General features: G+C 45.6%; 21 protein-coding genes. 5 read left to right on the forward strand and 16 right to left on the reverse strand.

Annotated elements, in window-relative coordinates; all coding sequences use genetic code 11:
* Positions 1 to 97: 97 nt before the first annotated feature.
* Together FTT64_RS10670 and FTT64_RS10675 are read left to right on the forward strand one after the other, a co-directional pair.
* On the forward strand, positions 98 to 1,213 hold the full coding sequence (locus tag FTT64_RS10670) for an S-(hydroxymethyl)glutathione dehydrogenase/class III alcohol dehydrogenase (protein ID WP_016658079.1): 1,116 nt from the start codon (positions 98 to 100) through the stop codon (positions 1,211 to 1,213).
* A 313-nt stretch (positions 1,214 to 1,526) separates the two neighbouring features.
* On the forward strand, positions 1,527 to 3,635 hold the full coding sequence (locus FTT64_RS10675) for an EAL domain-containing protein (RefSeq protein ID WP_168406285.1): 2,109 nt from the start codon (positions 1,527 to 1,529) through the stop codon (positions 3,633 to 3,635).
* A 73-nt stretch (positions 3,636 to 3,708) separates the two neighbouring features.
* On the opposite strand, the gene FTT64_RS10680 is transcribed toward FTT64_RS10675, so the two are convergent.
* The 3 genes from FTT64_RS10680 to hppD all read right to left on the reverse strand — a co-directional run bounded on the left by FTT64_RS10680 (position 3,709) and on the right by hppD (position 7,536).
* On the reverse strand, positions 3,709 to 4,929 hold the full coding sequence (locus FTT64_RS10680) for an amino acid aminotransferase (RefSeq protein ID WP_180182357.1): 1,221 nt from the start codon (positions 4,927 to 4,929) through the stop codon (positions 3,709 to 3,711).
* Between the two features lie 14 nt (positions 4,930 to 4,943).
* Positions 4,944 to 6,326, reverse strand: a complete 1,383-nt coding sequence (locus tag FTT64_RS10685) for an amino acid permease (protein ID WP_016658082.1) — start codon at positions 6,324 to 6,326, stop codon at positions 4,944 to 4,946.
* 151 nt (positions 6,327 to 6,477) lie between these two features.
* A complete protein-coding gene (gene hppD, locus FTT64_RS10690; protein WP_168383124.1) occupies positions 6,478 to 7,536 on the reverse strand; it encodes a 4-hydroxyphenylpyruvate dioxygenase in 1,059 nt (352 codons plus the stop codon).
* Positions 7,537 to 8,410: 874 nt separating this feature from the next.
* On the opposite strand from hppD, the gene FTT64_RS10695 reads away from it, so the two are divergent.
* Positions 8,411 to 9,466 (forward strand): 3-deoxy-7-phosphoheptulonate synthase, encoded by a 1,056-nt coding sequence (locus FTT64_RS10695; RefSeq protein WP_075166576.1) that lies wholly within the window; start codon positions 8,411 to 8,413, stop codon positions 9,464 to 9,466.
* A gap of 253 nt (positions 9,467 to 9,719) precedes the next feature.
* Complete coding sequence (locus FTT64_RS10700) at positions 9,720 to 10,913, forward strand: PilT/PilU family type 4a pilus ATPase (RefSeq protein WP_045794791.1); 1,194 nt, start codon at positions 9,720 to 9,722, stop codon at positions 10,911 to 10,913.
* A 58-nt stretch (positions 10,914 to 10,971) separates the two neighbouring features.
* Here FTT64_RS10700 and FTT64_RS10705 read toward each other — a convergent pair whose 3' ends face one another.
* From FTT64_RS10705 to FTT64_RS10725, 5 genes are all read right to left on the reverse strand, one after another.
* Positions 10,972 to 12,153 carry an MFS transporter gene (locus tag FTT64_RS10705; RefSeq protein WP_016658086.1) on the reverse strand — a complete coding sequence of 394 codons (1,182 nt, stop codon included), beginning with the start codon at positions 12,151 to 12,153 and terminating at the stop codon, positions 10,972 to 10,974.
* A gap of 255 nt (positions 12,154 to 12,408) precedes the next feature.
* On the reverse strand, positions 12,409 to 12,783 hold the full coding sequence (gcvH, locus tag FTT64_RS10710) for a glycine cleavage system protein GcvH (protein ID WP_005178176.1): 375 nt from the start codon (positions 12,781 to 12,783) through the stop codon (positions 12,409 to 12,411).
* 68 nt (positions 12,784 to 12,851) lie between these two features.
* Positions 12,852 to 13,880, reverse strand: a complete 1,029-nt coding sequence (locus tag FTT64_RS10715) for an AraC family transcriptional regulator (RefSeq protein WP_005178175.1) — start codon at positions 13,878 to 13,880, stop codon at positions 12,852 to 12,854.
* Between the two features lie 103 nt (positions 13,881 to 13,983).
* A complete protein-coding gene (locus FTT64_RS10720) occupies positions 13,984 to 14,433 on the reverse strand; it encodes a MaoC family dehydratase (RefSeq protein ID WP_016658087.1) in 450 nt (149 codons plus the stop codon).
* Position 14,434: 1 nt separating this feature from the next.
* Positions 14,435 to 16,288, reverse strand: coding sequence for an ABC transporter ATP-binding protein (locus tag FTT64_RS10725; protein WP_005178171.1), 1,854 nt, complete (start codon positions 16,286 to 16,288; stop codon positions 14,435 to 14,437).
* 29 nt (positions 16,289 to 16,317) lie between these two features.
* Between FTT64_RS10725 and FTT64_RS10730 the strand changes: the two genes are divergently transcribed.
* Entirely contained in the window at positions 16,318 to 16,482 is a 165-nt protein-coding gene (locus FTT64_RS10730; protein ID WP_155757083.1) for a hypothetical protein, read from the forward strand.
* Positions 16,483 to 16,566: 84 nt separating this feature from the next.
* Here the strand turns inward: FTT64_RS10730 and FTT64_RS10735 are convergent, their stop codons facing one another.
* From FTT64_RS10735 to plsB, 8 genes are all read right to left on the reverse strand, one after another.
* A complete protein-coding gene (locus FTT64_RS10735; protein WP_180182356.1) occupies positions 16,567 to 16,929 on the reverse strand; it encodes a NirD/YgiW/YdeI family stress tolerance protein in 363 nt (120 codons plus the stop codon).
* Between the two features lie 204 nt (positions 16,930 to 17,133).
* Positions 17,134 to 18,372, reverse strand: coding sequence for a mechanosensitive ion channel family protein (locus FTT64_RS10740; protein ID WP_016658089.1), 1,239 nt, complete (start codon positions 18,370 to 18,372; stop codon positions 17,134 to 17,136).
* 178 nt (positions 18,373 to 18,550) lie between these two features.
* On the reverse strand, positions 18,551 to 19,084 hold the full coding sequence (locus tag FTT64_RS10745; protein ID WP_005178168.1) for a DUF2058 domain-containing protein: 534 nt from the start codon (positions 19,082 to 19,084) through the stop codon (positions 18,551 to 18,553).
* A 15-nt stretch (positions 19,085 to 19,099) separates the two neighbouring features.
* Positions 19,100 to 19,774, reverse strand: coding sequence for a YoaK family protein (locus FTT64_RS10750; RefSeq protein ID WP_005178167.1), 675 nt, complete (start codon positions 19,772 to 19,774; stop codon positions 19,100 to 19,102).
* A 35-nt stretch (positions 19,775 to 19,809) separates the two neighbouring features.
* On the reverse strand, positions 19,810 to 21,003 hold the full coding sequence (gene sstT, locus FTT64_RS10755) for a serine/threonine transporter SstT (protein ID WP_104498806.1): 1,194 nt from the start codon (positions 21,001 to 21,003) through the stop codon (positions 19,810 to 19,812).
* Between the two features lie 229 nt (positions 21,004 to 21,232).
* Positions 21,233 to 22,957, reverse strand: a complete 1,725-nt coding sequence (locus tag FTT64_RS10760) for a SulP family inorganic anion transporter (protein ID WP_104494982.1) — start codon at positions 22,955 to 22,957, stop codon at positions 21,233 to 21,235.
* A gap of 73 nt (positions 22,958 to 23,030) precedes the next feature.
* A complete protein-coding gene (locus FTT64_RS10765) occupies positions 23,031 to 23,348 on the reverse strand; it encodes a helix-turn-helix transcriptional regulator (RefSeq protein WP_005178157.1) in 318 nt (105 codons plus the stop codon).
* A gap of 161 nt (positions 23,349 to 23,509) precedes the next feature.
* Positions 23,510 to 26,005 (reverse strand): glycerol-3-phosphate 1-O-acyltransferase PlsB, encoded by a 2,496-nt coding sequence (gene plsB, locus FTT64_RS10770; protein ID WP_180182355.1) that lies wholly within the window; start codon positions 26,003 to 26,005, stop codon positions 23,510 to 23,512.
* Positions 26,006 to 26,056: the final 51 nt, after the last annotated feature.

A 26,056-nucleotide genomic window follows, 5' to 3' on the forward strand; every position in this document is an offset into this window, starting at 1 on the left:
CATATAGATTATCATGATGTTATAGGTTGAATCTGTTGATAAAAAGCGGTTACTGTAAGACATCTGTTAAAGACGTATCAAAAGGATGATCAATTTCATGAAATCAAGAGCTGCGGTCGCATTTGGTCCGGGTCAACCCCTTGAAATTGTAGAAATAGACGTGGCTCCGCCAAAAGCTGGAGAAGTCTTGGTTAAAATTAGTCATACCGGTGTATGTCATACGGATGCCTTTACCTTGTCAGGTGATGATCCTGAAGGGGTGTTTCCAGCCGTGTTGGGTCATGAAGGCGCGGGTGTGGTGGTGGAAGTCGGTGAAGGTGTGACCAGCCTTAAACCGGGTGATCATGTGATTCCACTGTATACCGCGGAATGTGGTGAATGTCTGTTCTGTCAATCGGGTAAAACCAACCTGTGCGTGGCGGTGCGTGCTACCCAGGGTAAAGGTTTGATGCCAGATGGCACCACCCGTTTTTCATATAATGGTCAGCCCATTTATCATTACATGGGCTGCTCAACTTTCAGTGAATATACTGTGGTGGCCGAAGTGTCACTGGCCAAAATTAACCCCGAAGCCAACCATGAACAGGTGTGCTTGTTGGGCTGTGGCGTAACCACCGGTATTGGTGCGGTGCATAATACTGCCAAAGTACAGGAAGGTGACAGTGTAGCCGTGTTTGGTTTAGGCGGGATTGGTCTGGCCGTGGTGCAAGGTGCGCGTCAGGCCAAAGCCGGCCGTATTATTGCAATTGATACCAACCCGGAAAAATTTGAACTGGCCAAACAGTTTGGTGCGACTGACTGCATTAACCCGAATGATTATGAGCGCCCAATTCAGGAAGTGATTGTTGAAATGACCGGTTGGGGTGTTGATCATTCCTTTGAATGTATCGGCAATGTCAACGTCATGCGTTCCGCGCTGGAATGTGCCCATCGTGGCTGGGGCCAATCGGTGATTATTGGTGTGGCTGGTGCCGGTAAAGAAATCTCGACCCGCCCATTCCAATTGGTGACGGGCCGTAAATGGATGGGCACTGCATTTGGTGGCGTTAAAGGCCGTTCACAATTACCAGGCATGGTCGAGCAGGCCATGAAAGGTGATATTCAGCTGGAGCCTTTTGTTACCCATACCATGCCGTTAGAACAGATTAATGAAGCATTTGACTTAATGCATGAAGGTAAATCAATTCGTAGTGTAATTCATTTCGAGTCGTAATGACCTTATCTAAAAAACACCGGGCTTAGACCCGGTGTTTTTTTGTATCTGCACTCACAGAAACCATCACAACTGATATCTTTTTTCTATCAAAACTGCCCAGTCTCGCTACAAAGTAGAACTAGGCTGCATGCTTAAAGTCAGGAATATGCACAGAAAATTGTATATTTTTAAGCCATTTTAATTACAAAAAGAATATACAAAAACTGGGTATTTTTATTTACCGTGGGTTAAAAATAATTTTTATTGCTCTTATAATACATATTTGTATAGAAGTGTGATCTTATTGGCACTATAAATCGGAAAATGCGATATGAGTCATATTAATCTACTTGAGGTATTAAAAGACAAGTCCAAACAGGTCACGCCTAAACTTGAGAAATCTCCTTTTCAGAAAGACTTTATTCGCGCCATTGAAATGATGCCACAACTGATTTGGGTTAGTTCAGCCGGACATCATCTATATAATTCTAATTTTAAACAGTATCTTGCTTCAGATGAGCAAAGCCTGACTGCTCAAAGCTGGCTGAATGCCATTCACCCGGAAGATGCCGAGCATCTGTGTTTTTTATGGGAAAGTGCGCAAAAAAGTGGTCAGAGTTTTGAAAAAGAATGCCGGATTCGGGATCGCCAGCAGCGCTATCACTGGTTTTTGTTAATTGCCCGAAATTCGCAGCAGCTCGAGGGTTGTGACCAGTGGATGATCAGCTGTACCAATATTCATGACAGTGCGGTGAAATATCGGGAAACCAAAGATACCTTACGTGCCCACACCCATATGCTGGATGTCAGTGTTGACTGTATCAAGATTGTCAAACCGGATGGCTCACTGTCGCATATGAACCGTTCAGGTTGCCAGGCCTTGCTAGGCAAAGAGCGGGAAAAGAACTTCGGCATGAAATGGCTTGACCTGTTACCACCCGAAGCTCGTGAAAAAGGTCAGCAGGCCATTCGTGAGGCGATTAAAGGCAAAAATTCCCGTTTCCCGGGTATGAGCATTAATCAGGATGAAGTGAAATACTGGGACAATATGCTGACCCCAGTGCTGAACGAACACGGCGAAACCACCAGTATTTTATGTGTGTCGCGTGATGTGACCTTGCAAAAAATTGCCGAAGATAAATTAAGACTCAGCAGTGAAGTCGATGATCTGACCAAGCTGATTAACCGCCGAACTTTCCGGAAAAAAACCAAACAGGCAATTCAGGTCGCCAAAGAAACCCGCACATTGGTCGGGGTCATGCTGATTGACCTGGATCATTTTAAAAATATTAACGATACCCTGGGCCATCAGGCCGGCGATCATTTATTAAAAGTATTGTCCAAACGCTTTCAAAAATATATTTCAGAACAGGTCAGTATTGCGCGCCTGGGTGGTGATGAGTTTGCCGTGGTGGTGCATTCGGTTGAAAATGAACAGCAGCTGATTGAACTGGCCAAGAAGTTTGCCAAACTGCTGGATGCACCCATTACCTATAGCGGCCGGGTCATTAACTGCGGCATGAGCATTGGCTGTTCGATGTATCCCAAAGATGCCAGAGAAATTCCCGAACTGATGAAATGTGCCGATACCGCGCTGAATGACCTGAAAGCCGGTGGCCGAGGTGGCATCCGCATGTTTGATCATTCTATGCTGGCGGCGGTCCAGAGCAAGGCAGAGCAGTTGCAGACTGCACGCATGATTATTCGTGAACAGCGGATTGTACCGTTTTATCAGCCGAAAGTGTGTATTGAAACCGGTGAGCTGATTGGCTTTGAGGCTTTATTACGCTGGCAGGATGCACAGCAGCGTTACCGTTATCCGAAAGAGCTGCTAGAAGCCTTTAGCGATTATGAGCTGACTACAAAAATCAGCGAATTGATGCAGCAGGCCATTTTTAGTGATTTGCAAAGCTGGATCAAACAAGGCTTACAGACGGTGCCGGTGTCAATTAATGCCTCGCCGGTGGAATTGATGCGCGATAACTACGCAGAAGTGCTGTTAAAACGGATGCAGCATTATCAGATTCCGGCACAATTAATTGAAATTGAAATTACCGAGCAATCACTGGCCGAGCGTGGCTCTGAATGTGTGATTCGTACCATCCATAAACTGAAACAGGCCGGTATTCGCATTTCGCTGGATGATTTTGGCACCGGACATTCCTCCTTAACCCATTTACGTGATTATCCGGTAGATAGCCTGAAAATTGACTGTGATTTCGTCAACCGCATCAATAGTGATAAATCCATTCAGGCCATTGTCGAAGCGATTATCAAGTTAGGGCCGGTTTTGTCCTTGGATATTATTGCCGAAGGCATTGAAACCAAGGAGCAGTTTGAAACCCTGAAACAGTTTGGCTGCCATTTTGGTCAGGGCTATTTATTTAGCAATGCTGTCAATCAGCTTGAAGCCAAGCAGATGTTAAAAGCCGCTTCATAATCTTCAAATTTCTACGATATAAAAATATAAAAACGGGCACATGGCCCGTTTTTATTTGCGAGGGAACAGAGGTTTAAGCAGTGAGAGCAGTATCACTATGCTGTAATACCTGTGCCATGGCATGTGCCACTGCATCGACATTGTTCTGGTTTAGTCCTGCCACACACATCCGGCCACTACGCACCAGATAAATACCAAACTCCTGCTTGAGCTGATCGACTTGGGCTGCACTCAAGCCAGTATAGCTGAACATGCCGCGCTGCCGGGTCAGATAGTCAAAAGATTGCCCCGGTAAGGCAAGTTCGAGCTGCTGTTTTAAACGCTCACGCATCTGTTGAATGCGCTCACGCATTTCGGTCAGTTCGTCCTGCCAGCTTTGGTACAGCGTCGGCGTGTGTAACACATGCTGAATCAGCATCGCGCCGGTAGTCGGCGGGCTGGAATAAATCCGGCGTACGGTGGCTTTCAGCTGGCCTAACACGCTTTGGGCGGTGGTGGCATCATCACAGACCGCACTTAAGCTGCCAACCCGTTCGCCATATAAAGAGAAAATTTTGGAAAATGAATGGCTGACCAGAAAATTCAGGCCGGCCCTGTCCATCGCCCGGATGGCATAAGCATCTGCGTGAAAATCTTCGGCGAAGCCCTGATAGGCCATATCCAAGAGCGGAATTAGCTGCTTCTGCGCCAGTAGCTCAATCAGCTGATCCCACTGCGCTGGCAATAAGTCGGCACCGGTCGGGTTATGACAGCAGGGATGCAGCAGAACAATACTTTGCGCCGGCAGCTGTTGCAGGCAATCCAGCATGGCAGCAAAGTTCACCTGACCGCTATGCGGATCAAAATACGGATATTCATGACAGCGAATGCCGGCGCCCTGGAAAATCGCAATATGGTTATCCCAGGTCGGGCGGCTAACCCATAATTCAGAGGCTGGAAAATAGCGTTTTAAGAAATCTGCTGCCACTTTTAGTGCGCCCGAACCACCCAGCGTTTGTAGTGTCACTACACGACCGGCCTGACAGGATGGACTATCTTCGCCAAAAATTAGCGCTTGGACGGCGCTGTTATAAGCCGGCATACCTTGCATCGGCAGGTACAGTTTGACCTTCTGCTGCTCGGCATTTAGGTCCTGATAAGCCTGCTGGATGGCACGCAACTGCGGAACCTGCTGGGCCTCGTTATAATACAGCCCGATGCTGAGATTAACTTTATGCGGACGCGGATCATGCTGAAATTCTTCCATCAGGGACAGAATCGGATCGCCGGCATAGGTATCGACATGTTGAAACATACAATCTTCCTGAATTAATAGCTTTTGGCTTTGATGAGCGCAGGATCGCGCGCCAGTTTTTTCTGTTTAAGGTAATAGGCCAGCGATAACAGGCCAATCCATACCGGCAGCAGGCCGACCGCAATACGCATTGATGGGGTCTGGCTCATAATCACCAAGATACCGAGCATAAAGGCAATACACAGGTAATTGGTAAACGGATAGGCAATACTTGGGAACAGGGTTTGCTGTTGCTGCGCCAGCATCTGACGTTTAAATTTCAGATGGGTATAGGAAATCACCACCCAGTTAATCACAATGGCCGCCACCACCAGCATCATCAACAGGCTGAATGCCGTTTCTGGAAACAGGTAATTCAGTAGCACACAGAGCAGGGTGAAAAAGGCTGAAACCATCACCGCATTCACCGGAATACCGCGTGAATTGATTTTGCTTAAAAACTTCGGTGCATTACCTTGTTCCGCCAGACCTAAAAGCATACGGCTGGTACAGTAGTTGGTACTGTTATAGACCGACACCGCCGCAGTCAAGATCACGAAATTCAATACTGTGGCAACGCCTTGACTGCCCAAAGAATCAAACATCATCACGAACGGGCTGCCGCCTTGTGCCATCTGGTTCCATGGATATAAGGCCAGAATAATCAGCAGGGTTAAAATGTAGAATAATAAAACCCGGTATACGATCTGATTGACCGCTTTCGGTAAGGTCTTTTTCGGGTTGTCAGTTTCTGCTGCGGCAATACCGACCAGCTCAATACCGCCAAAGGCAAACATGATCATGGCCATTGCCATCACCAGGCCCATCACACCATTGGGGAAAAAGCCGCCAAGTTCCCATAAATTGCTTAAATGCGCCTGTGGACCGCCCGTGCCTGAGGCCAGCAGATAGCTCCCAAACGCAATCATGGCCACAATCGCCAGCACTTTAATAATCGCCAGCCAGAATTCCATTTCGCCGAACAGTTTAACATGCAGCAGGTTAATCACATTAATAAAAATAAAGAAGCCCAGTGCCGAGACCCAGGTCGGAATCTCCGGCCACCAGTAATGGATATACAGGCCAATGGCACTCAGTTCGGCCATGCAGACCAGTACATTCAGTACCCAGTAATTCCAGCCCGACATAAAGCCGGCAAACTTGCCCCAGTATTTATAGGCAAAATGACTAAAAGAACCACTGACCGGTTCTTCGACTATCATTTCACCCAGTTGACGCATCATTAAAAATGCAATCAGGCCAGCAATGGCATAACCCAGAATGACCGACGGGCCGGCCAGTTTAATGGTCTGGGAGATGCCGAGGAATAATCCGGTGCCAATTGAGCCACCGAGGGCAATGAGCTGGATATGCCGGTTGCTCAAGCCCTTATGTAGTTTGCCATCATGTTGTTGCATCTTTTATCATCCATGTAAAATCGACATCACTGTGTTGTTATTGTTTTGGCGCAGGTGATGTGATTGCTGAAATTTAAACATGCGTCGCCCCTGACACATGCCAAATCGCATGTGCAAGAGCGGCGTTGTCGGGATTTAGAACACCTGAAAATCAGGCAGAGACGTCAAGCACGCCACGTTTAATCTGGTCGCGCTCAATCGATTCGAACAGGGCTTTGAAGTTTCCTTCGCCAAAGCCATCATCTGCTTTACGTTGAATAAATTCGAAGAACACCGGGCCAATCATATTTTCCGAGAAAATCTGTAGCAGCAGGCGCTTTTCACCATCTTTGGTATTACCATCCAGTAAAATGCCACGCTGTTGCAGCTCTGCAGTCGGTTCGCCATGTTCCGGTAAACGTTCTGCCAGCATTTCATAATAGGTTGCCGGTGGTGGGGTCATAAACTTGGCACCCATGGCTTTGAGCTTGTCCCAGGTCGCCAGTAAGTCATCGGTTGAGAAGGCAATATGCTGAATGCCTTCGCCGTTAAATTCTGACAGGAACTCGGCAATTTGTCCGTTGCCTTTGTCCGAGTCTTCATTCAGTGGAATACGGATTTTGCCATCTGGTGCAGTCAGCGCTTTTGAGGTCAGGCCGGTGTATTCACCTTTAATATCAAAGTAGCGGATTTCCTGAAAATTAAAGATTTTTTCATAGAAATTGGCCCAGTACTGCATCCGGCCTTTGTAGACATTATGGGTTAAATGGTCAATTTCTTTTAAACCGGTACCCACCGGGCGCGGATCAACGCCTTCAAAGAACTCGAAATCCTGCTGATAGATATCGCAGTCGACCAGAAAGATCGGTGAGCCACCAATGCCTTTAATCGCTGGAATATTCAGTTCCATAGGACCAATCACGTTTTTGATTGGTTCGGCACCGAGTTCGAGCGCTTTCTGATAGGCACGGGTTGCATTTTTGGTCTTAAAGCCCATGGCACAGGCCGATGGACCATGTTCATTAAAGAAATACGATGCATAGGATTCTGGCTGATAGTTCAGAATGATATTGATGTCGCCCTGACGCCATAAGTAGACATTTTTGGATTTGTGCTTAGCCACTTGGGTAAAACCGAGCGTTTGAAAAACTGAATCCAGAGCGCCATTTTCCGAGACAAACTCAATAAATTCAAATCCGCATAGCTCTAAAGGGTTAGCTAAGTTGTGCATGTTCCATCCTCATGTATGGTGAGCAATCCAATTGCTTCACTTGTTGTTTTTGCAGGAATTTCCTGAAATCAGGGAGTTCCAGATGAAAATATCTTAGCAAGAGTTAATCTTTGTTCAATACGTAATATGATTACGCATTTCGTAACTTATAACTCAAATCAGGCTTAATGATAAATTAAAGTAATGATATTTATAAAATATTGTTTTGTGTTTTATTGGTGAATAGGAAGAAATATAATTGTAACTTTTTGTAAATGATGATGGGTGGGCTATGATTTTTAATGAATTAGTTAATGATTTTAAAAGGTTTTTAATGGTGGTGTTTTGACTGTAAATATCCAATAGAAGGTAATTTTAATGCGGATAATTTTTTATCCAAAAGTAATTTGAGTCTTTCGACGTGATTTAACCCGGAAGATAGGAGATCAATTGGAGGAAAGCTGTGTTTTGCTAAATGTGAAAGGAAATCCGGAAGAATGCTAAAAAACATCCAGAAAACTATTGTCAAAGCTGGAAATAGCGCGTATTTTATTTTTCAGACACATACTTTTTTGAAGAAATAAAGATGTTAAAGCAACCTGTAATCTCAAACGCATACTATTACTTCTGGCAGTTTAGATAATTGCCTGAACGCGTTCGGGCAAAATAAGGTTGCCCACCAGTTGATACCTGATCGGCAACCCTGATCAGGTTTTTTTATATCTTGAATTTAATCAATCTTTTGGAGATTCTCATGCGTACATTTAACTATTCATACTTTAGCAACTTTTATTGGTTTTACTTTAGTCAAGCTATGACCAACCTGACCTGTATTAGACCCATATCGCTCAAATAAAAGTTCGGACTGTCAAACCACAGTCCAAAGGAAGAATCAATGAACGCTTTAAATACTGCATTACAACAATCCTCAGCCAAAGAAACAATTTTAAGCTTACCTTATCAGCTCAAGGCGCAATTGCCGCTTTCTGGCGCGTTGGCACAGCAAATTGCCGAGCAGCGTCAAACCATTCAGAATATTCTTAACGGTACCGATTCACGTTTGCTGGTGATTACCGGCCCATGCTCCATCCATGATCCTGCGGCAGCACTGGAATACGCAAAAAAATTACAACAACTGCAAAGCCAGGTGGCAGACCAGATTTTCCTGGTTATGCGCGCCTATATCGAAAAACCGCGCACCACGGTTGGCTGGAAAGGCTTCTTATACGATCCAGAATTAAATGGTTCATCCAATATGCAATTGGGACTGGAAAAGTCACGTGAACTGTACTTACAAATTATTGAAATGGGGCTGCCTATTGCCTCGGAAATTCTAAGCCCGATGGCAACGGCCTACTTTGACGATTTACTGGCCTGGGGTGCGATTGGCGCGCGTACCAGTGAATCTCAGATTCACCGTGAAATTTCTAGCCACATGCCGTACAGCATTGGCTTCAAAAATGGTACCGATGGTTCGGTACAAATTGCTTTAGACGCAATTCAATCGGCTTCACATCCGCATCAGTTCTTAGGCATGAGCCAGCAAGGTTTACCGTGTATTTTAGAATCACAGGGCAACCCGAAAGCACATCTGATTTTACGTGGCGCCAATATTGGCCCGAACTACCAGCTGGCTGAAATTGAAAAAATCAAAGCCAAAGTCAAAGGCGAGATGCCAGCGCTGGTGATTGATTGCAGTCATGGCAACAGCAGTAAAAATCCGTTATTACAACCAGAGGTGTTAAAAACCATTGTGGCAGAGCGTGCACAGACTCAGGTTCGCGGTGTCATGCTGGAAAGTCATCTGGTGGATGGACAACAGAAAATCTCGGATCAGATGACCTATGGCCAGTCCGTGACCGATGGCTGTTTAGGCTGGAACAAGACTGAACAGTTATTGTTTCAGGTCGCACAAGAACTGGTCTTACGACCGTTAAAACGTAGTGCTTAAACTGTAATTGTATTGAATGAATAGCCCCTGAACCTCAGGGGCTTATTTTTTATCAGCACCTTAAAATTAAAATAGAAAAGTTTGATGAAATTGGCAGATTATCTTGAATTTTTTGAATAAGTTGAAATTTTTATTGATTGTGAAATCAGGATGATTGATGCAATATCGACAACATGCTCAGCGCTGCCAATCGGTTGAATACCGGCGCGTTGGGGCCAAAAATGATGACAGAACAGATAGTGAATAATTGATGATGTATAGTGCAGAATTACTCGAAGATGCGCGTAAATTTATGTTTCATATGCTCAGCAAAGTGGTTGAGTTTGGGGGATCAGATTTATTTATTACCGCGGATTTTCCACCGAGCATTAAACATCAGGGCATGATGAAAGCGCTGGGACAACAGGCGCTGACTGCAGAAAAAACCAAGCTGTTTGCCTACAGCCTCATGAATGAAAAACAGCGTAGCGAGTTTGAAACTGATCTGGAATGCAACTTTGCCATTAGTGTGCCGGAGGTATCGCGTTTTCGGGTCAATGTGTTTCAACAGCAGCTGCATGTCGGGATGGTGATTCGAACCATTAGCGCGGAAATTCCAAACTTTAGCCAGCTGAAACTGCCGGAATCACTGAAGCATATTATTATGGAAAAGCGCGGTCTGGTGCTGGTGGTGGGGGGAACCGGTTCAGGTAAATCGACCTCTTTGGCGGCGATGATTGATCATCGTAATGAAAATTCAGCCGGGCATATTATTACCGTGGAAGACCCGGTGGAATATGTGCACAAGCATAAAAAGTCGATGATTACCCATCGTGAAGTCGGGGTCGACAGCCATTCCTGGCACAATGCGCTGAAAAATACCTTACGTCAGGCACCGGATGTGATTTTAATTGGCGAGATCCGCGACACCGAAACCATGGAACATGCGATTGCCTTTGCTGAAACCGGGCATTTATGTTTGGGCACCTTGCATGCCAATAACGCCAACCAGACGCTGGACCGGATTATCAACTTTTTCCCGGAAGAACGCCGTAACCAGTTATTGATGGACCTGTCGTCCAATATGAAGGCCATTATTTCCCAGCGTCTGGTGCGTACCGAAGATGGTAAAGGCCGCCGTGCGGCAGTCGAGATTATGCTGAATACGCCGCTGATTTCTGAACTGATTTTAAAAGGCCAGTTCCATGAGTTAAAGTCGATTATGGGCAAATCGCGTGAACTGGGCATGCAGACGTTTGATCAGGCTCTATTTGATTTGTATAACGAAGGCGCGATTTCCTATGAAGAAGCAATTCGTAATGCCGATTCGATGAATGAATTGCGCTTACAGATTAAATTGAAAAGTAACCGGCCAAGCGAAGCTTCGGCAGCTATGAGCTTTAGCATGCTGGAAGAGCCAAAACCGGAAGATGAAGATACGGAATCTGCTCCTCAACAGAGTGCTTAAGCTGCAATTTATCTAGCATCACTTAAAAAATAAAACGCCCAATTTGGGCGTTTTTTATTTAGGCCGTGGCTGGGTGATTAACCACAAACTTATAAAAGAGCAGACTCGACAACACCACCCCGGCACAGACCAGATAGGTGATGCTATAGCCTTGCCAGCTAATCAGTAAGCCGACCAGTAGCGAACCGAGGGCAATCCCAATATCGTAGCAGGTGAAGAAAGTTGAGGTGGCATGGCCAATCCGCGATTTAGGCGCGCGCTGAATCGCCAAGGTTTGTAAACATGGTTGCAAGGTGCCGAATCCCATCCCAATAAAGATCGCAGAGACCATAAAACTGACCACACCCTGCATCTGGCTGAGCAATGCCAGACCTGCGGCAAACATTAAGATTGAAGGATAAATCACATAGCGCGGACCATAACGGTCATAAATTTTCCCGGTAATCGGGCGCAGGCTCATCATGGAAATAGCAAACACAATAAAGAACATGCTGGCATAACTGAGCAGGTCTTTTTCTTCGGCATAGGTGGAAATAAAAGACATGATGCTGGCATAGGAAAAGGCCACCAGCATCGCCATCACTGAAACCGTTAAGGCTTTTTTTTCCATAAAGTCATGCAGCGACAGCTTACGGCGAACAGTTGCAGCAGTATCGGTTTTTTCTGGCTCACGCAGCGGGATCATAAAACAGAAGGCAAAGCCCAGGCTGATAATCACCGCCAATACAGTCGCAATAATGCTATAGGACCAAGTCTGGATTAAGGAAATGCCCAGCAAAGGTCCGAGGACAATCCCTAAATTCACCGACATAACAAAATAACCCATACCTTCACCTTTACGCTGCTCCGGAATAAAGTCATTGGCAATTGGTACGGTAACGGTGGTTAAAATACTGAACCAGATACCATGAATAAAACGGATGATCAGCAGCAGGGTCAGGTTGTCAGCAAAAATATAGGCAAAAGACAGCAGGCAGAACATGCTTTCGGACAGGAACAAGGTCTTTTTACGGCCCAGCTTTTCAATAATCAACCCGCTAAATGGCCGAACCAGAATAGAAGATACCATAAATAGGGTCATGGCCAGACCGGCCTGTGCCAGTGAACCGTTCAGCTCATTCAGGATATAAATTGGCAAAATGGTGGTCTGGGCAAAATAGAAAATAAACAGAAACAGGTTATTGGAAAAACACAGAAGAAAAGGTTTGTTCCATAAAGGCTGTGACGCGGTATTTGACATATTAAACCTTTGTGCTGGGATCAATAGGGCGTTTGTTGTTGTGCTGATCTGCCGCTATTGGTACATGGGAGAGACAAGGCCTATCTTAAATTGCTTTATGGTAAAAATATAGTATTGCTATAATCTATGTTTATTTTAATGTTATTTATTAAAATTTATTAATTAAATTATCTCAATATGATATTTATTGCACTTAATTTGGCTTTTAAGCTAAAAAAATCAGCCCGTAGGCTGATCTTCTTGTAAGATTATTTTTTATAAGCCGGCTTCATATTCGCTGCTTGAAAGCAGTTTTTCGACATCGGCCAGGTTGTCTGGCTTGATTTTATAAATCCAGCCTTTGCCATACGGCTCATCATTCACAAAATCCGGGTCATCTTCCAGCGCCGGGTTAATTTCAACCACTGTGCCGGATACTGGTGCGTGAATGTCAGACGCAGTTTTCACAGATTCCACCACGCCGGCCTGTTCACCCGCGGTTACTTGCTGGCCCACTTCAGGTGCTTCGACATAGACCAGATCGCCCAGTGCATCTTGAGCATGATCAGAAATACCTGTAACAACAAGATCACCTTCAATGCGTACCCATTCGTGTGTACGTGCATATTTCAGTTCTGAAGGGTGATTCATGATGACTCCTTAACTATTTAAATCATTTTTGGCATGTTTATACATGCTTTTGCAGAAAAACAAAAGTTTTATAAATACGGATCTTTACGCCAGTTGCTTGGACTGCGGCCACTCCAGCGCTTAAAGGCGCGGCTAAAATTGGCGACATCGCTATAACCCAGTTCATCGGCAATCTGTTCCAGGGTGTAATCGGTACGTGACAGCAGCGAGGTGGCATGCCGGTAACGGACTTCATCAACCAGGGTAGAAAAAGAGGTGCCTTCGGCTGCCAGCTGGCGTTTCAGGGTGCGATCTGACATATGCAGCTGGTCGGCGACATGCTCGATACTTAAATAATGCTGTTCGGAATTGGTCAGAATATCGCGCACGCGCATCGACAGGCGGCGCCGTTCACCCAAGGCAGAAAGTTCGGCTTCGCACTGGTTAATGGCAATCTGGCTGGCAATAGGATCGGCATGAATCATTTTCAGCCCCAAATACTGCTTGTCAAAACTCAAGATCAGATAGGGCTGGTCAAAACGGAAACTGTGATTCGGGAATTTGGCTGCATATTTTTCAAAGCCCAGCGGTTCCGGGAAATCAAAATCGACTTCACCAGAAAGATGCTCCATGCCGGTAATGGCTTTGGCCATGGTGATCATGCCAATAATCAGTGCAATCGCAATTTCGGTTCTGAGCGGTTCCAGATCAATTTCACCTTGCAGCTGCAGGGTGGCTTTTTCACCAAAGGTAGAGAAAAACAGCTGTAAAAAGGGCATCCGCAGCTGAATAAAGCGGTTGGCCAGCATTAAAGCATCACTAATATCATTGGCAGTCATAATCGCATAGCCGATAAAGCCATGAATCGAGATGCGCATTTGCGTGCCTAAATGATAGCCCAGCGTCGATTCACCGGTGAGATACAGCGCATGTTTGACCATGTCATTGGCCATGCTGGTCGGAATCCGAAAGTCAGGATCGGCCAGTTGTTCAGTGGTCAGATGGAAGGGAGCAAAAAAGGTTTCAGCGTTATATCCCCAACGGGAAACAACATCCAGAATAAGTAAGCCATAAACACCAGGAACACCCTGATCCTGACGCGGTAAAAGTGTTTTCATGCACGGTCCATTGCACTAATGAGTATTATTTTTTAAATTTGCTTGCCTATATTGGCATGAAAAAAACCGGAAAACTAGAAAAATTGTTTGACAAAATGACTGCTTAGGCCACCTGTGCATCCCGCCGGAACACCACAATTTTGGTGGTCGAAATCAGTAAAACTTCACCATGCTGGTTTAAGGCCTGTGTCACATAACTGACCAGACCACGGTCCAGCTTGGTTTTTGATGGACTGATGGCGGTAATTTCAACATCAACATGAATCAGGTCACCCGGACGGGTCGGACGCGGCCAGCGCAGACTGGATTCTGAACCAATCAGGCCATGTGCCACCGGAAAACATTCGGTCCATAAACGCATGGTTACCGCGGCAGTATGCCAGCCACTGGCGGCAATACCTTGAAATACCGGATGCTGCGCGGCTTGCTGCACATCGGTATGGAAAATTTGTGGGTCATACAGGTGGGCAAACTGCTGAATTTCTTCTAAAGTCATTTCGTAGTCACGACTGACAAAGTGATCACCCACCTTCAAATCTTCCAGATACAACATATCAGGTTCCTTGTTTTTGCTTTAATTGTTGTTGCTCAATCAGAAAGCCACCAGTTTGGCGTTGCCACAGCTGAGCGTAAATTCCGTTCAGTGCCACCAGTTCATCATGCGTGCCTTGTTCGGCAATCTGACCCTGATCCAGCACAATCAGGCGATCCATCTGCGCAATGGTCGATAAACGGTGAGCAATCGCAATAACGGTTTTACCTTGCATCAGTTCATCTAGACTGGACTGAATTGCGGCTTCAACTTCAGAATCCAGCGCACTGGTGGCTTCATCCAGAATTAAAATGGGCGCATCTTTTAAGAATACCCGGGCAATTGCAATCCGCTGACGTTGTCCGCCCGACAGTTTCACGCCGCGTTCACCCACATAGGCTTCATAACCGCGTTTGCCACGTAAATCGGTCAGCTGCGGAATAAATTCTTCAGCCTTGGCTTTGGCCACTGCAGCATACATTTCTTCATCGCTGGCATCAGGGCGGCCATATTTAATATTTTCAGCCACGGTACGATGCAGCAGCGACGTGTCCTGTGTTACCAGCGCGATATTTTTACGCAGGCTGTCTTGGGTGACATCGACAATATCCTGACCATCAATCAGAATCCGGCCCTGATTAATCTGATAAAAATGCAGTAACAGCTGGATGAGGGTCGATTTCCCGGCACCGGAACGTCCGACAATCCCGATTTTTTCACCCGGGCGGATGGTCAGGTTAAACTGCTCAATTACGTTTTTGTCGTTATAGGCAAAGCTGACATTTTCAAATTTGATTTCGCCCTGTGCGACATTTAAGGTTTTGGCATCCGGTTTATCTTCAATTGTGATCGGGCGGCCGAGGGTTTTCATCCCGTCTTGAATGGTACCGACATTTTCAAACAGCGCTGAGGTTTGCCACATCATAAATTCAGCAATGCTGTTCAGCTTGAGAATCATGGCGGTGGTGGCGGCAATAATGCCGAGTTCTGCCTGGCCATTCATCCATAACCACAGCGCCGTACCCAGCACACCGACATACAGCACAACCGTCAGCAGGTTAATGCTGATTTCATACTGTGCGCCCAAGCGCATCTGTTTATAGACCGTGACCATAAATTCCTGCATGGATTCTTTGGCATACTGGCTTTCGCGGCCGGCATGGGCAAACAGTTTCACGGTCTGGATGTTGGTATAGGCATCGGTCACGCGGCCGGTCATGACGGCGCGGGCATCAGCCTGGCTATTGGAGATTCTGCTTAAACGTGGAATAAAATAACTGGCTGCGGCAATAAACAGGCCCAGCCATACCAGCAACGGGATAATCAGCATAGGTGAAATGGCGCCTAACACCACGCTGATGGTAATAAAGTAAATCACCACATAGGCCAGCATATCGCCCAGAATAATCCAGAATTCTCGTACCGCCAGCGCTGTTTGCATGACTTTGGCCGATAGCCGCCCGGCAAAATCATTATGGAAAAAATCCAGACTTTGACGCAGCAGTAAGTTGTGAAAACGCCAGCGCAGGCGCATCGGGAAATTACTATATAAAATCTGATGTTTGATAATGGATTGCAAACTAGCAAAGAAAATATTGGCCAGCAGGATAAAAGTCAGAATAGTCAGATTGGTTTGATGTTCGGCCAGAAAGGTATCTGGCTGACTTTGACTGAGCCAGTTCACCAGCTCGCCAATTTTGGCATAGAGCAGGGCTTCAAAACTTGCCGCACCTGCGGTACACAGCACCAATAGCAATAAGTACGGACGAACACCGCGCGCGGCCTGCCAGACAAAAGGAAAAAAACGGGTAGGTAGTGGTTTATTTAAACCTTTGGTGGGGTATGGATTAACCAGGCTCTCGAACCACTTAAACATACACAATGTCCTTTTGAGCAAGCAGATTGATGATCATCATTGGTATCGGCCATGCAGCTTGTACAGACGAAGAGCATGTTCTATTCAATGCGCTACTGATCACGATTACCGCTTGCGAGATAAACAACAGATTTATTGCCAAGAATACCCAGTTTAAAAGAAAAGTAAAACTTTTCAGGGCGGTGCTGCTTTAAAATCAGGCAGATAAATAAGGCTTTGCAGTTGAAAGAAACCTCATATTTTTTGCGAGCTTCGATCAGAAAATATCTGCCTGAAACTTACAGAATTTCAATCTCGACTACATCAATATCGGTTGGTTTATAACGGTGTGTATCCACTTCACCGACCACCCGGACTTTTTTACCCGGATTCAGCAATTGCGCCGGTGTCGCCAGATCATGATCAATTTCGATATGGATGATGCCGGTCTGATCCTGAAGCTGGTACATTTCATCTTTAATATGTTTATGAATAGTGCCATACACCGTAACTGGTGTTTCATCTGCGGCTTTCAGTGCCTGCGCAGTGGTCATAATATTTTTTGCTGCTTGCGCAATAATTTTCTGGTCATCATCCGCAAAGGCAGGAGCTGAAAGTGCAAGCAGAACACTGGCGAAGATTAACGGCATTTTAATTTTCATGCAGGATGTACCTCTTTCTTTTATAAGCTTAATTTCAGTATACGTAAAAACAGCGTGCTGCAATGCTGTGTCATTGTAAACATCAGCGGGCAGTGTTTAGGTAAGAAAGAACAGGGAAATGAGTCTGATACATTCGAAAGGGGAGATGAAAAAGAAAACCCACCAAGCGGTGGGTTCTCATGTGTTTAGTTTCAGTCTAAAAACTTAAGATGCTTTAAACGACTCTTTAAAATCGGTTCCAGATGGCGCCTGATACACCTGTAAACCAAACTCCGGAATAATTGCCAGTAAATGATCCATAATATCTGACTGGATATTTTCATACTCTTTCCAGACCGTGGTATTGGTAAAAGCATAAATCTCCAGTGGTAAGCCTTCGCTGGTCGGTTGTAGCTGACGTACCATCAGGGACTGGTTTTTGCTAATGCCCGGATGCTGCTGAAGATAAAACTCAACATAGGCACGGAATGTTCCCAGATTGGTCAGACGACGATGATTGTACTGAGCATGGTTGTTTAGCTGCTGGTTAAATTTCTCCAGTTCTTCCGCTTTGGTATTTAAATACTGATCCAGCAAAATAAACTCTTTCAGCTTGGCCTGTTCCTCAGCGCTCATGAAATGCACGCTGCTCTGATCAATATGAATCGAACGTTTAATCCGGCGTGCACCGGCTTCCTGCATACCGCGCCAGTTTTTAAAGGTGTCGGTAATTAATTTATTGGTCGGAATGGTGGTAATGGTCTTGTCAAAGTTCTGTACTGTGACGGTATGTAATGACATATCAATGACATCACCATCGGCATTTAAAGATGGCATTTCAATCCAGTCCCCTAAACGCACCATGTCATAAGAGGCAATCTGTACCGAAGCCACCAGCGATAAAATCGTATTCTGGAACACCAGCATCAGCACCGCAGCCATGGCACCAAAACCGGCCAGCAAGGTGAATACATCTTTTTTCAGGAAAGTGCCCAGAATCATCAGACCGCAGACAATAAAGATAATCAGCTTGACCAGCTGCAAATAGCCTTTGATTGGTTTATTGCGTGACTTGGGATTGCGCTGGTAAATCAGGTTAAAGATATTCAGCAATTCGCCAATGGCCAGGGCAATGGTCAGGAAGATAAAGGCCTGCGCACCCATCTGTACAAAGGTGATGGCTTTATCGGACAAATGCGGAACGGTGGTAATCCCGTTCATGATTACAATCGCCGGCACAATATTGGCAATACGGCGGATGACGCTGTGTTCGGCAATAATTTCGTTGTGGGCAAAAGGAAGTTTGGAAATAAGCTTGCGAATGCCGCGTACCACCACCTGCTTGGCAATAAAATTGGCAATAATCGCCAATAAAATCACAATACTGAGAGATGACAGCATTTCTAGCCATGGGTATTGATCTATCCAGTCTTGCAGATTCTGGATGACGTCAAACTGTTCCAAGTGATCCTCGCTTAATTCATTTTAAAAATGTGATAGAGTTTAAAGGTTTATGTTTAAATTTATAACCTCTAATAAAATTTTTATACATATCCTGTGCATCTGCTTACGTTTAATCGGCTCTGAATCACATGAAACGGCCCATAAAAAAACCGGCCCAAGCCGGTTTTCTTTGTAGTGCTTACCACATCAGGTCATCAGGAATGACATAAGCAGCATACGGATCTTCTTCATCGGTGGTATCTGCGTTGCTTTGTGAATTATTCACCAGAATAAAGCCTTCCATTTTCTGGTTAATACGCTCTGCCAACGCTTTTGGCAAGAAGGCATAACCGTCATTTTCCTTGGCAATCACCAGACTTCCGGCCACCAGTGCATTATAAATCTGCTGGTTGATGTAGACTTTTTTAATGGTGCCATCAATAAACTGATACACGCTGTCGCCATCGGTGTCGCGGATTTTATGCTGGTTGATCATTTGCATGATGGCAGCTTTCAGCTCTTTTTCCTGCAAGGCGGCTTTTTTCTCTTGTTCCAGCGCCTGATCACGGGCCATTTTCTGCTGTTTGTCCTGCTCGATTTTGGCTTTTACTTCAGCATCTTTACTCACACCTGTGCGCTGCTCATGTACCGCCTGTTTAGACAGTTTTTTAGCCTTTTTATTATCGACTAAACCTGCTTTGAGTAACTGTGCCTGTAATGCATTTTTGACCATGAGAAAATGTCCGAACTATTTCTGAAAATGTCGATAACGAAAATAAATCACCCAGTACACCAGACTTAAGCTAAAGCTTAAAGCCACCGGCACCAGGAAAGAGTTTAATTGTAATAAAGGATAAACCGCTGTCGCAACCAGACCGCCAATAAAGAAGCCAATTAAAATCAGCAGGTGCAAAATCACCCGGCGTTTGCCAACATGCAGGCCACGCACGCGATAGCCCAAGGCCAGACCCAAATCGGTCAATACCCCGGATAAATGCGTGGTCCGGATGATGGTGCCTTTGTAATAGCTGATCATGGCGTTTTGAACGCCCATCGCTACACAGGCCCAGAGCAATGCATAACGCGGGAAATACGGCAGTAAAATCCAGCACAGCAGAATAAAAATAGCCACTAAACTCAGCGGCAGCCCATAACGGCGTCCGAGGAGAAAGTGGCTATTTCCCAAGATAAGTCCACTATAAAATGAACCAATCACATAACAGACAACGACCAGAAACAGATAAATTACCTGTGACCATTGCCAGTCCAAAAGTGCCATTGCCAGCATGCTGACATTACCGGTCATGTGGGAAACGGACTGGTGCAACACAGTCACCAGTCCTAGAACATTAATGATTCCTGCATTCACAGAAAGAAAAAATGCACCCAGCTGAACCCAGAGCGGTAATTTTTGAAATGGCATAATTCATTGATTAATCAACAGACGTCGTGCATATATTAACGCAAACTACGATCAACTGCGGCAGTAAATAATACATCGGTAGATGAGTTCAGTGCAGTTTCAGTTGAATCCTGCAACACGCTAATCACCATACCAATGGCCACCACTTGCATGGCGATGTCCGATGAAATTCCGAACAGGCCACATGCCACCGGAATCAGCAGCAATGAACCACCGGCCACACCTGATGCACCACAAGCCGAAACTGTTGCGACCACGGATAAAATCAGCATGGTGCTAAAGTCAACCTGAATGCCTAAAGTATTCACCGCCGCCAGTGACAGCACAGTAATGGTTACAGAAGCACCAGCCATGTTAATCGCAGCACCCAATGGAATGGCGACACTGGCAGTTGATTCCTGTACGCCTAAACGTTTGGCCAAATCAAGGTTCACCGGAATGTTAGCGGCAGAGCTGCGGGTAAAGAAGGCGGTAATACCACTTTCACGTAAACATTTGAATACCAGTGGATATGGATTGGAACGAGTGACAAAGCCCACCATCATCGGGTTAATCACCAGCGCCACAAAAATCATGGTGCCAATCAGCACAGTTAATAATTGCGTATAGCTAACCAAGGTACTCATACCAGATTCGGCAAAAGTCACCGCCACCAGACCAAAAATACCAAACGGCGCAAAGTTAATCACCAGACGGATTACTTTATTCACAGCATCTGCAGCATCGGTCAGGAAGGCTTTGGTATTGTCTGTTGCATGACGGAAGGCCACACCTAAAGCCACAGCCCAGGCCAGAATACCAATAAAGTTGGCTTCACTAATTGCTGTTACCGGGTTAGCCACAAAACTTAATAGCAGATTCTTTAAAATCTCAGCCAGACTGCCCGGTGGTTGCATGTCGGTATTGGCCGGAATATCCAGGAACAGCGTGCTTGGGAACAGGCTGCTGGCAATTACTGCAGCCAGGGCAGCCAGGAACATACCTGCGGCATACATCAACATAATCGGGCGGATATGCGCACTATGGCCAACCTTGAAATTGGCAATAGAGGATAACACCAGGACAAACACCAGAATCGGTGCCACGGATTTAAGCGCTTTAATGAATAAATCGCCGAGCAGGCTTAAGTAGGGCGCAAATTGTGGAAAAGCCACCGCAACTATCACACCTAAAATGATAGCGATCAGAATTCGAGTGACTAAGCTCAAGCGCAGAAATGCTGAGAACATAGGAAGGCCTTGTCTGAATTACGGACAATATAGGGAAAAATTAGCGATGTATTTTATACCGAAAATTTAAATAGCTTACAAAAAAATTCATATAAAAATCAAATGGCTGTTTTTAAATAGAATATTCGAAAAATTAAGCTATGCAAAAGTCATGATTTTTTCATGTTTTTATGCTTATGCCTGCTTTTTAGGGCGAATAATTGCCTGAAAAGCAGACAGGATCGGCATCTTAGGTGATGTCCGGACTCAGCTCGCGAATGGCCTGATAATGGGTCAGGAAAATTTTACCGCTTAAATGATTCAGTAATTTAGAGCGTTGCAGTTTGTCCATGACCGGGCCTTTAACTTCGGAAAAATGCAGCTGGATATTCAGTTTTCTCAGTTCATTGTCCAGATCTTCCAGCATTTCCAGCGCACTTAAATCAATGGCACTAATACTGGAACCGTTAATTACCACATGCTCCAATTCCGGTTTCTGGCTGACTGCATTAATCAGGAAACCTTTTAAGGTATTGGAGTTTAAAAAGGTCAGGTCTTCATCAATCCGGATCGACAGCACTTTGGCCGAGGTGATGACCTGATGACGCTGGATATTACGGAAATGCTGGGTGCCTTCGACCAGTCCAATTTCGGCAATATGCGGCCGGCTAATACGCCACAGCAGCAGAATAAAGGTTGAAACAATCCCGATAATCAGCCCGGTAGAAATATCAATAAATAACACGCCGAAGAAGGTAATCCACATCGCCAGACCATCGGCCTTGGAATAACGCCAGGTGTCGATAAACGGTTTTAGCTCGACCAGTTTCCAGATTGACACAATAATGGTCGCTGCCAGTACAGTCAGTGGCAGATCACGGAAAAAGCCGGTGAAATACAGGCTGACCAGCACAATAAATAAAGATGACAGCACGCCAGCCATGGAGGTTTTGGCGCCAGCATCGGCATTGACCACGGTACGTGAGAGGCTGCCGGTCACCGGAAAGGCTGAACTGAGGCCGGCCCCAATATTGGCTGCACCCAGGGCAATGAGTTCCTGATTGCTATTCAGCTGGCTACGCTGCTGCAAGGCGGTGGCTTGGGCAATGGATAATGACTCCACAAAGCTGATCATGGCAATCATCGCGGCGCCGGGTAACAGTTGCAGTACCAGCTCCAGATTCCAGAACGGCATCGACAGCGCCGGGAAACCGGAAGGAATTTCACCGACAGTTTTAATGCCGACCTGTTGCAGATTGAAGAAATAGACCAGGGCAATGGAGACCACCACCAGCACCAGCGGTAAAGATTTAATAATAAATCCGCTGGCCCCGAGGCGCTGTTTGACTGCTTCCAGATTAAAAAACTTCGGCATGAAGACCAAAAACAGAATGGATGCGATACCAAAGATCAGGCTTTCCCAATGCATCAGGCCGATATATTCAAAGACACTCAGCACAAATTCTGGAATATTGTTGGCTTGTAACGGCACATTAAACAGAAACTTTAACTGGCCCAGTGCAATCAGCAGTGCCGAAGCAATAATAAAGCTTTTAATAACCGGATGGCTGATCAGCTGGATCAGGAAGCCAAAGCGCAGCATACCGAGCAATAGGGAAATGACCCCAACCATCAGCGCCAGCAGACAGGCGGCTTGAATATACACCGGAGAGCCGACTTCAAATAAGGGATTTAAAGTGGCAAAGGTCATCATGGAGATGATGGCCACCGGGCCAATCGAAAGCGTAGGACTGCTGCCGAAAAAGGCATAGATGATCATCGGCAGTACACTGGCATACAGTCCCATCACCGGTGGAAGACCAGCCAGCATGGCATAAGCCATACCTTGCGGCACCAGCATCGCAATGACAATTAGCGAGGCCAGCAGGTCAGATTTCAGGGTCACGGTATTATAATGTTTTAACCATTGCCAGGCGGGTAAGCGATTGAGCAGGCGTGACTTAAAATCTGACATATAAAAATCTAAATCATAAATTTAGATATATTATGCATAAAAAATGCTAAGAAATCTGCCTATGCAAAATTTATTAAAGTGGGGTAGCCGGGCAATACAGTCGATAGAGCGTGCTGAGAACTTCAACCAGTTTCGGATCTTTAATGGTGTAATAAATCTGTTTACCGTCTCGGCGGGTGTTCACCACATCACTTTTACGCAACATCATCAGCTGTTGCGACAGGGTCGGCTGGCGAATTTGAGTAATTTCCTCAATTTGCGATACATTCAACTCTTGTTGGGAAAGATGGCAAAGAATCAATAGACGGTCGGTATTGGCAAGCGATTTTAAAATCGTTACGACAGTTTCAGCAGAATCACGCATTACGTCTATTTCAAGACCATCACTCATAGTTAATTTCTCTAAAACACGTTGCTGCTAGTATAGAGCGAGTCGGGGCAAAGCGCTGAATAAAAGCGCCAAAACCCCATTGTTTTTTGTGAAAAAATATATCAAATTAACTGATAAGATCGTGTGATTAGTATCACAATAATATCTGAGAATCTGATACTTTATTTTTTACTATACTCTTTAAACTGTTTGATTTCTTTCTCAGAGAACAGCAGCTTATCTGCAATCTGCTGTTGCAGCTCAGGGGCATACCAGCCCAGATAATCTGATATTTCTGTATCAAATTGTGGTTTCAGTTGTAACTGCTGACCTTGCATCTCCAGCAGTCCAAGCTGTTGTAAACTGCCCATAAAGCTCTTTAACGTGGCACTGTCGAAGTAATAACCGCTGTTTAAATTGCCTGACTCTGCCAGCCGTTTAAATACGGTTTTGGCCATTTTTTCCAGCGCTTTTAAATCTAACTGATACGGCTCGGCATATTCCTGCAATAATTGGCTAATCAACACAAAGTTGTTCAGGCTGCTGCGTGCCAGCGTTGCCATACTGTGCATTGGATGTGTTGATTGGAGTTCAAGCAGCTGAATGTTCTCCGATACCTCAATCCAGCCCAGTTGCTGCATGCTGTCGAGAATACGGTCAATCTGTGCAGGAAGTTCTGTGGCCGACCATTTTAAAAACAGCTCCGATTTCAAGAATGGATATAAGCGGCTGACGTGCTGCTTAAGCTGCGCTGTGGTGATCGCCGGCATATCCTGCACGAGCAGGGCAATCAGTGCCGGTAAGCTTAAGCAGTGCAGAATATTATTGCTAAAGTAGCTGAGTAAAATACGCTGACTCTCGGCCACACGAATCCAGGTCTGGTTATCCTGCTGATAATGCTCGACCTGTTTCAGCTTCAGCGCATATTCAATAATTTCTGGTGCCGACAGCTGGGTGATAATCATCCGATCATCATAATGCGTCGCTTTAAGCAGCTCACGATACTGTTCAATCTGGCGCAGTAAATCATCCTGGCTTAAGGCGTGTTGCGGTGCATTCAGCAAGATGGTGGAAATCAGCGAAATCGGGTTAATCACCACCGCTTTATTGATATTTTCCAGAATCTCCCGTGCTGCCTGATCAACCGTGTTGATGACTGGACGTGGCAATTCATCATGAATTGAAAGCTGAATCTGATCGGCCTGATTCTGTTGCAGAATATTGTCCAGGAACACCGGTTCGCCGAAGTTGACATAGACCTGGCCAAATACTTTTTCAATTTTCCGCGCCGAGTTCAAAATGCCCCATAACGATTCAGCTTCTTTGGGCTTGCCATTCAGCTCATTTAAATAAGAGGTACCTTCCATCAGCTTTTCATAGCCAAAATAGGTCGGAATAAAGGCAATCGGTTTGGTGGCACCGCGTAAATGGCTTTGCACCGTCATCGACAGCATGCCTTTTTTCGGTGGCAGCAATAAGCCGGTACGGGAACGGCCACCTTCAATAAAATATTCCAGCGGGGTATTGCGTGACAGCAGGCTGTGCAGATATTCCTTAAATACCGATGTATATAGTGCATTACCACTAAAGGTACGGCGAATAAAATAGGCACCGCCACCACGTAAAATTTGCCCAACCACCGGTAAATTCAGGTTAATGCCGGCAGCAATATGCGGCACCATCAGGCCACGGTTAAAAATCACATAGGACAGCAGCAGATAGTCAATATGACTGCGATGACACGGCGTATAGACAATTTCATAGTCTTTGGCCAGTTCACGCACGGTATCGAAATGATGCACTTCAATCCCGTCATAGAGCTGGGTCCAGAGTTTGGTCAGTGCCAGCTCGGCAAAGCGTAAAGTCGAATAGGAAAAGTCCGATACAATTTCGGTCAGATAGCTTTTGGCGCGGTTTTCTGCCTCAAACATGCTGACTTTTTTATCAATACTTTCTTTACGAATCGCCTGTTGCACCGCCTCGGTTTTCATCAGTTTATTGATCAGGTTGCGGCGGTCGGACAGGTCAGGGCCTAAAATGGCTTCTTTATACTGGTTAAAGTTCTGGTCCAGGGTTTGCACCACAAAATGCGCCGGAGAAAAGTTCGGGCGTTCGGTCTGCGCAGTTTCCAGCAAAGCTCTTAACGATACCGGCTTGTGAAACTCAATATAGTTTTCACGGCCATATAAGGAAATATTCAGGGTTTGTTTCAGCTTGTTCGGTTTGGCCCAGGCATCGGCAAACAGCGCTTTAAACCAGGAATCTTCATATTCCGGCGCACGACCCCAGAGCACAGTTACCGGCACTAGCTGCACATCCTGATCCGGATGCTGCTGCAAGGCCTCAATTAGACGAATCAGTCGGGCTGAATAATGATAGCTGTCATGTGGCTGATCCTGCTCATTCAGTGCCAGCATCGAGTTATCTTCATTGTACTGGCCTAAAATCAGCGGTGAAAATACCGAAGGCAGACCACGTGCTTGCGCTTCTTTATCAATCAGTACGGTATTACTTAAAGAAGCGTCTTGCAGTACATAGCAGATACGGGTATGTAGCTGATTTTGCGCCAGATTCTGTTCCAGTTCGCTGGTGCTGCCCAGGACTTGCGGGGTCACAATCTTATCTAGAATTTTTTGCGTCAGGTTACGATAAAGTCGGCTGTAACTCTTGTTAGACATTGCATTCCCTAAATATTTTCATGGGCCGGATGGGCTGTTTTTACAGTAGAA

Source organism: Acinetobacter sp. Q186-3 (assembly GCF_013420655.1).
Lineage (GTDB): Bacteria > Pseudomonadota > Gammaproteobacteria > Pseudomonadales > Moraxellaceae > Acinetobacter > Acinetobacter indicus.

What these genes read in the sequence shown, in the direction of transcription:
- FTT64_RS10670 (WP_016658079.1), top strand. Translation starts at nt 98, where the DNA reads ATGAAATCAAGAGCTGCGGTCGCATTTGGTCCGGGTCAACCCCTTGAA.
- FTT64_RS10765 (WP_005178157.1), bottom strand. Translation starts at nt 23,348, where the DNA reads ATGAGTGATGGTCTTGAAATAGACGTAATGCGTGATTCTGCTGAAACT.
- FTT64_RS10725 (WP_005178171.1), bottom strand. Translation starts at nt 16,288, where the DNA reads ATGTTTAAGTGGTTCGAGAGCCTGGTTAATCCATACCCCACCAAAGGT.
- plsB (WP_180182355.1), bottom strand. Translation starts at nt 26,005, where the DNA reads ATGTCTAACAAGAGTTACAGCCGACTTTATCGTAACCTGACGCAAAAA.
- FTT64_RS10680 (WP_180182357.1), bottom strand. Translation starts at nt 4,929, where the DNA reads ATGTTTCAACATGTCGATACCTATGCCGGCGATCCGATTCTGTCCCTG.
- FTT64_RS10750 (WP_005178167.1), bottom strand. Translation starts at nt 19,774, where the DNA reads ATGCCATTTCAAAAATTACCGCTCTGGGTTCAGCTGGGTGCATTTTTT.
- FTT64_RS10695 (WP_075166576.1), top strand. Translation starts at nt 8,411, where the DNA reads ATGAACGCTTTAAATACTGCATTACAACAATCCTCAGCCAAAGAAACA.
- gcvH (WP_005178176.1), bottom strand. Translation starts at nt 12,783, where the DNA reads ATGAATCACCCTTCAGAACTGAAATATGCACGTACACACGAATGGGTA.
- FTT64_RS10685 (WP_016658082.1), bottom strand. Translation starts at nt 6,326, where the DNA reads ATGCAACAACATGATGGCAAACTACATAAGGGCTTGAGCAACCGGCAT.
- FTT64_RS10735 (WP_180182356.1), bottom strand. Translation starts at nt 16,929, where the DNA reads ATGAAAATTAAAATGCCGTTAATCTTCGCCAGTGTTCTGCTTGCACTT.
- FTT64_RS10720 (WP_016658087.1), bottom strand. Translation starts at nt 14,433, where the DNA reads ATGTTGTATCTGGAAGATTTGAAGGTGGGTGATCACTTTGTCAGTCGT.
- hppD (WP_168383124.1), bottom strand. Translation starts at nt 7,536, where the DNA reads ATGCACAACTTAGCTAACCCTTTAGAGCTATGCGGATTTGAATTTATT.
- FTT64_RS10705 (WP_016658086.1), bottom strand. Translation starts at nt 12,153, where the DNA reads ATGTCAAATACCGCGTCACAGCCTTTATGGAACAAACCTTTTCTTCTG.
- FTT64_RS10715 (WP_005178175.1), bottom strand. Translation starts at nt 13,880, where the DNA reads ATGAAAACACTTTTACCGCGTCAGGATCAGGGTGTTCCTGGTGTTTAT.
- FTT64_RS10675 (WP_168406285.1), top strand. Translation starts at nt 1,527, where the DNA reads ATGAGTCATATTAATCTACTTGAGGTATTAAAAGACAAGTCCAAACAG.
- sstT (WP_104498806.1), bottom strand. Translation starts at nt 21,003, where the DNA reads ATGTTCTCAGCATTTCTGCGCTTGAGCTTAGTCACTCGAATTCTGATC.
- FTT64_RS10760 (WP_104494982.1), bottom strand. Translation starts at nt 22,957, where the DNA reads ATGTCAGATTTTAAGTCACGCCTGCTCAATCGCTTACCCGCCTGGCAA.
- FTT64_RS10745 (WP_005178168.1), bottom strand. Translation starts at nt 19,084, where the DNA reads ATGGTCAAAAATGCATTACAGGCACAGTTACTCAAAGCAGGTTTAGTC.
- FTT64_RS10700 (WP_045794791.1), top strand. Translation starts at nt 9,720, where the DNA reads ATGTATAGTGCAGAATTACTCGAAGATGCGCGTAAATTTATGTTTCAT.
- FTT64_RS10730 (WP_155757083.1), top strand. Translation starts at nt 16,318, where the DNA reads ATGATCATCATTGGTATCGGCCATGCAGCTTGTACAGACGAAGAGCAT.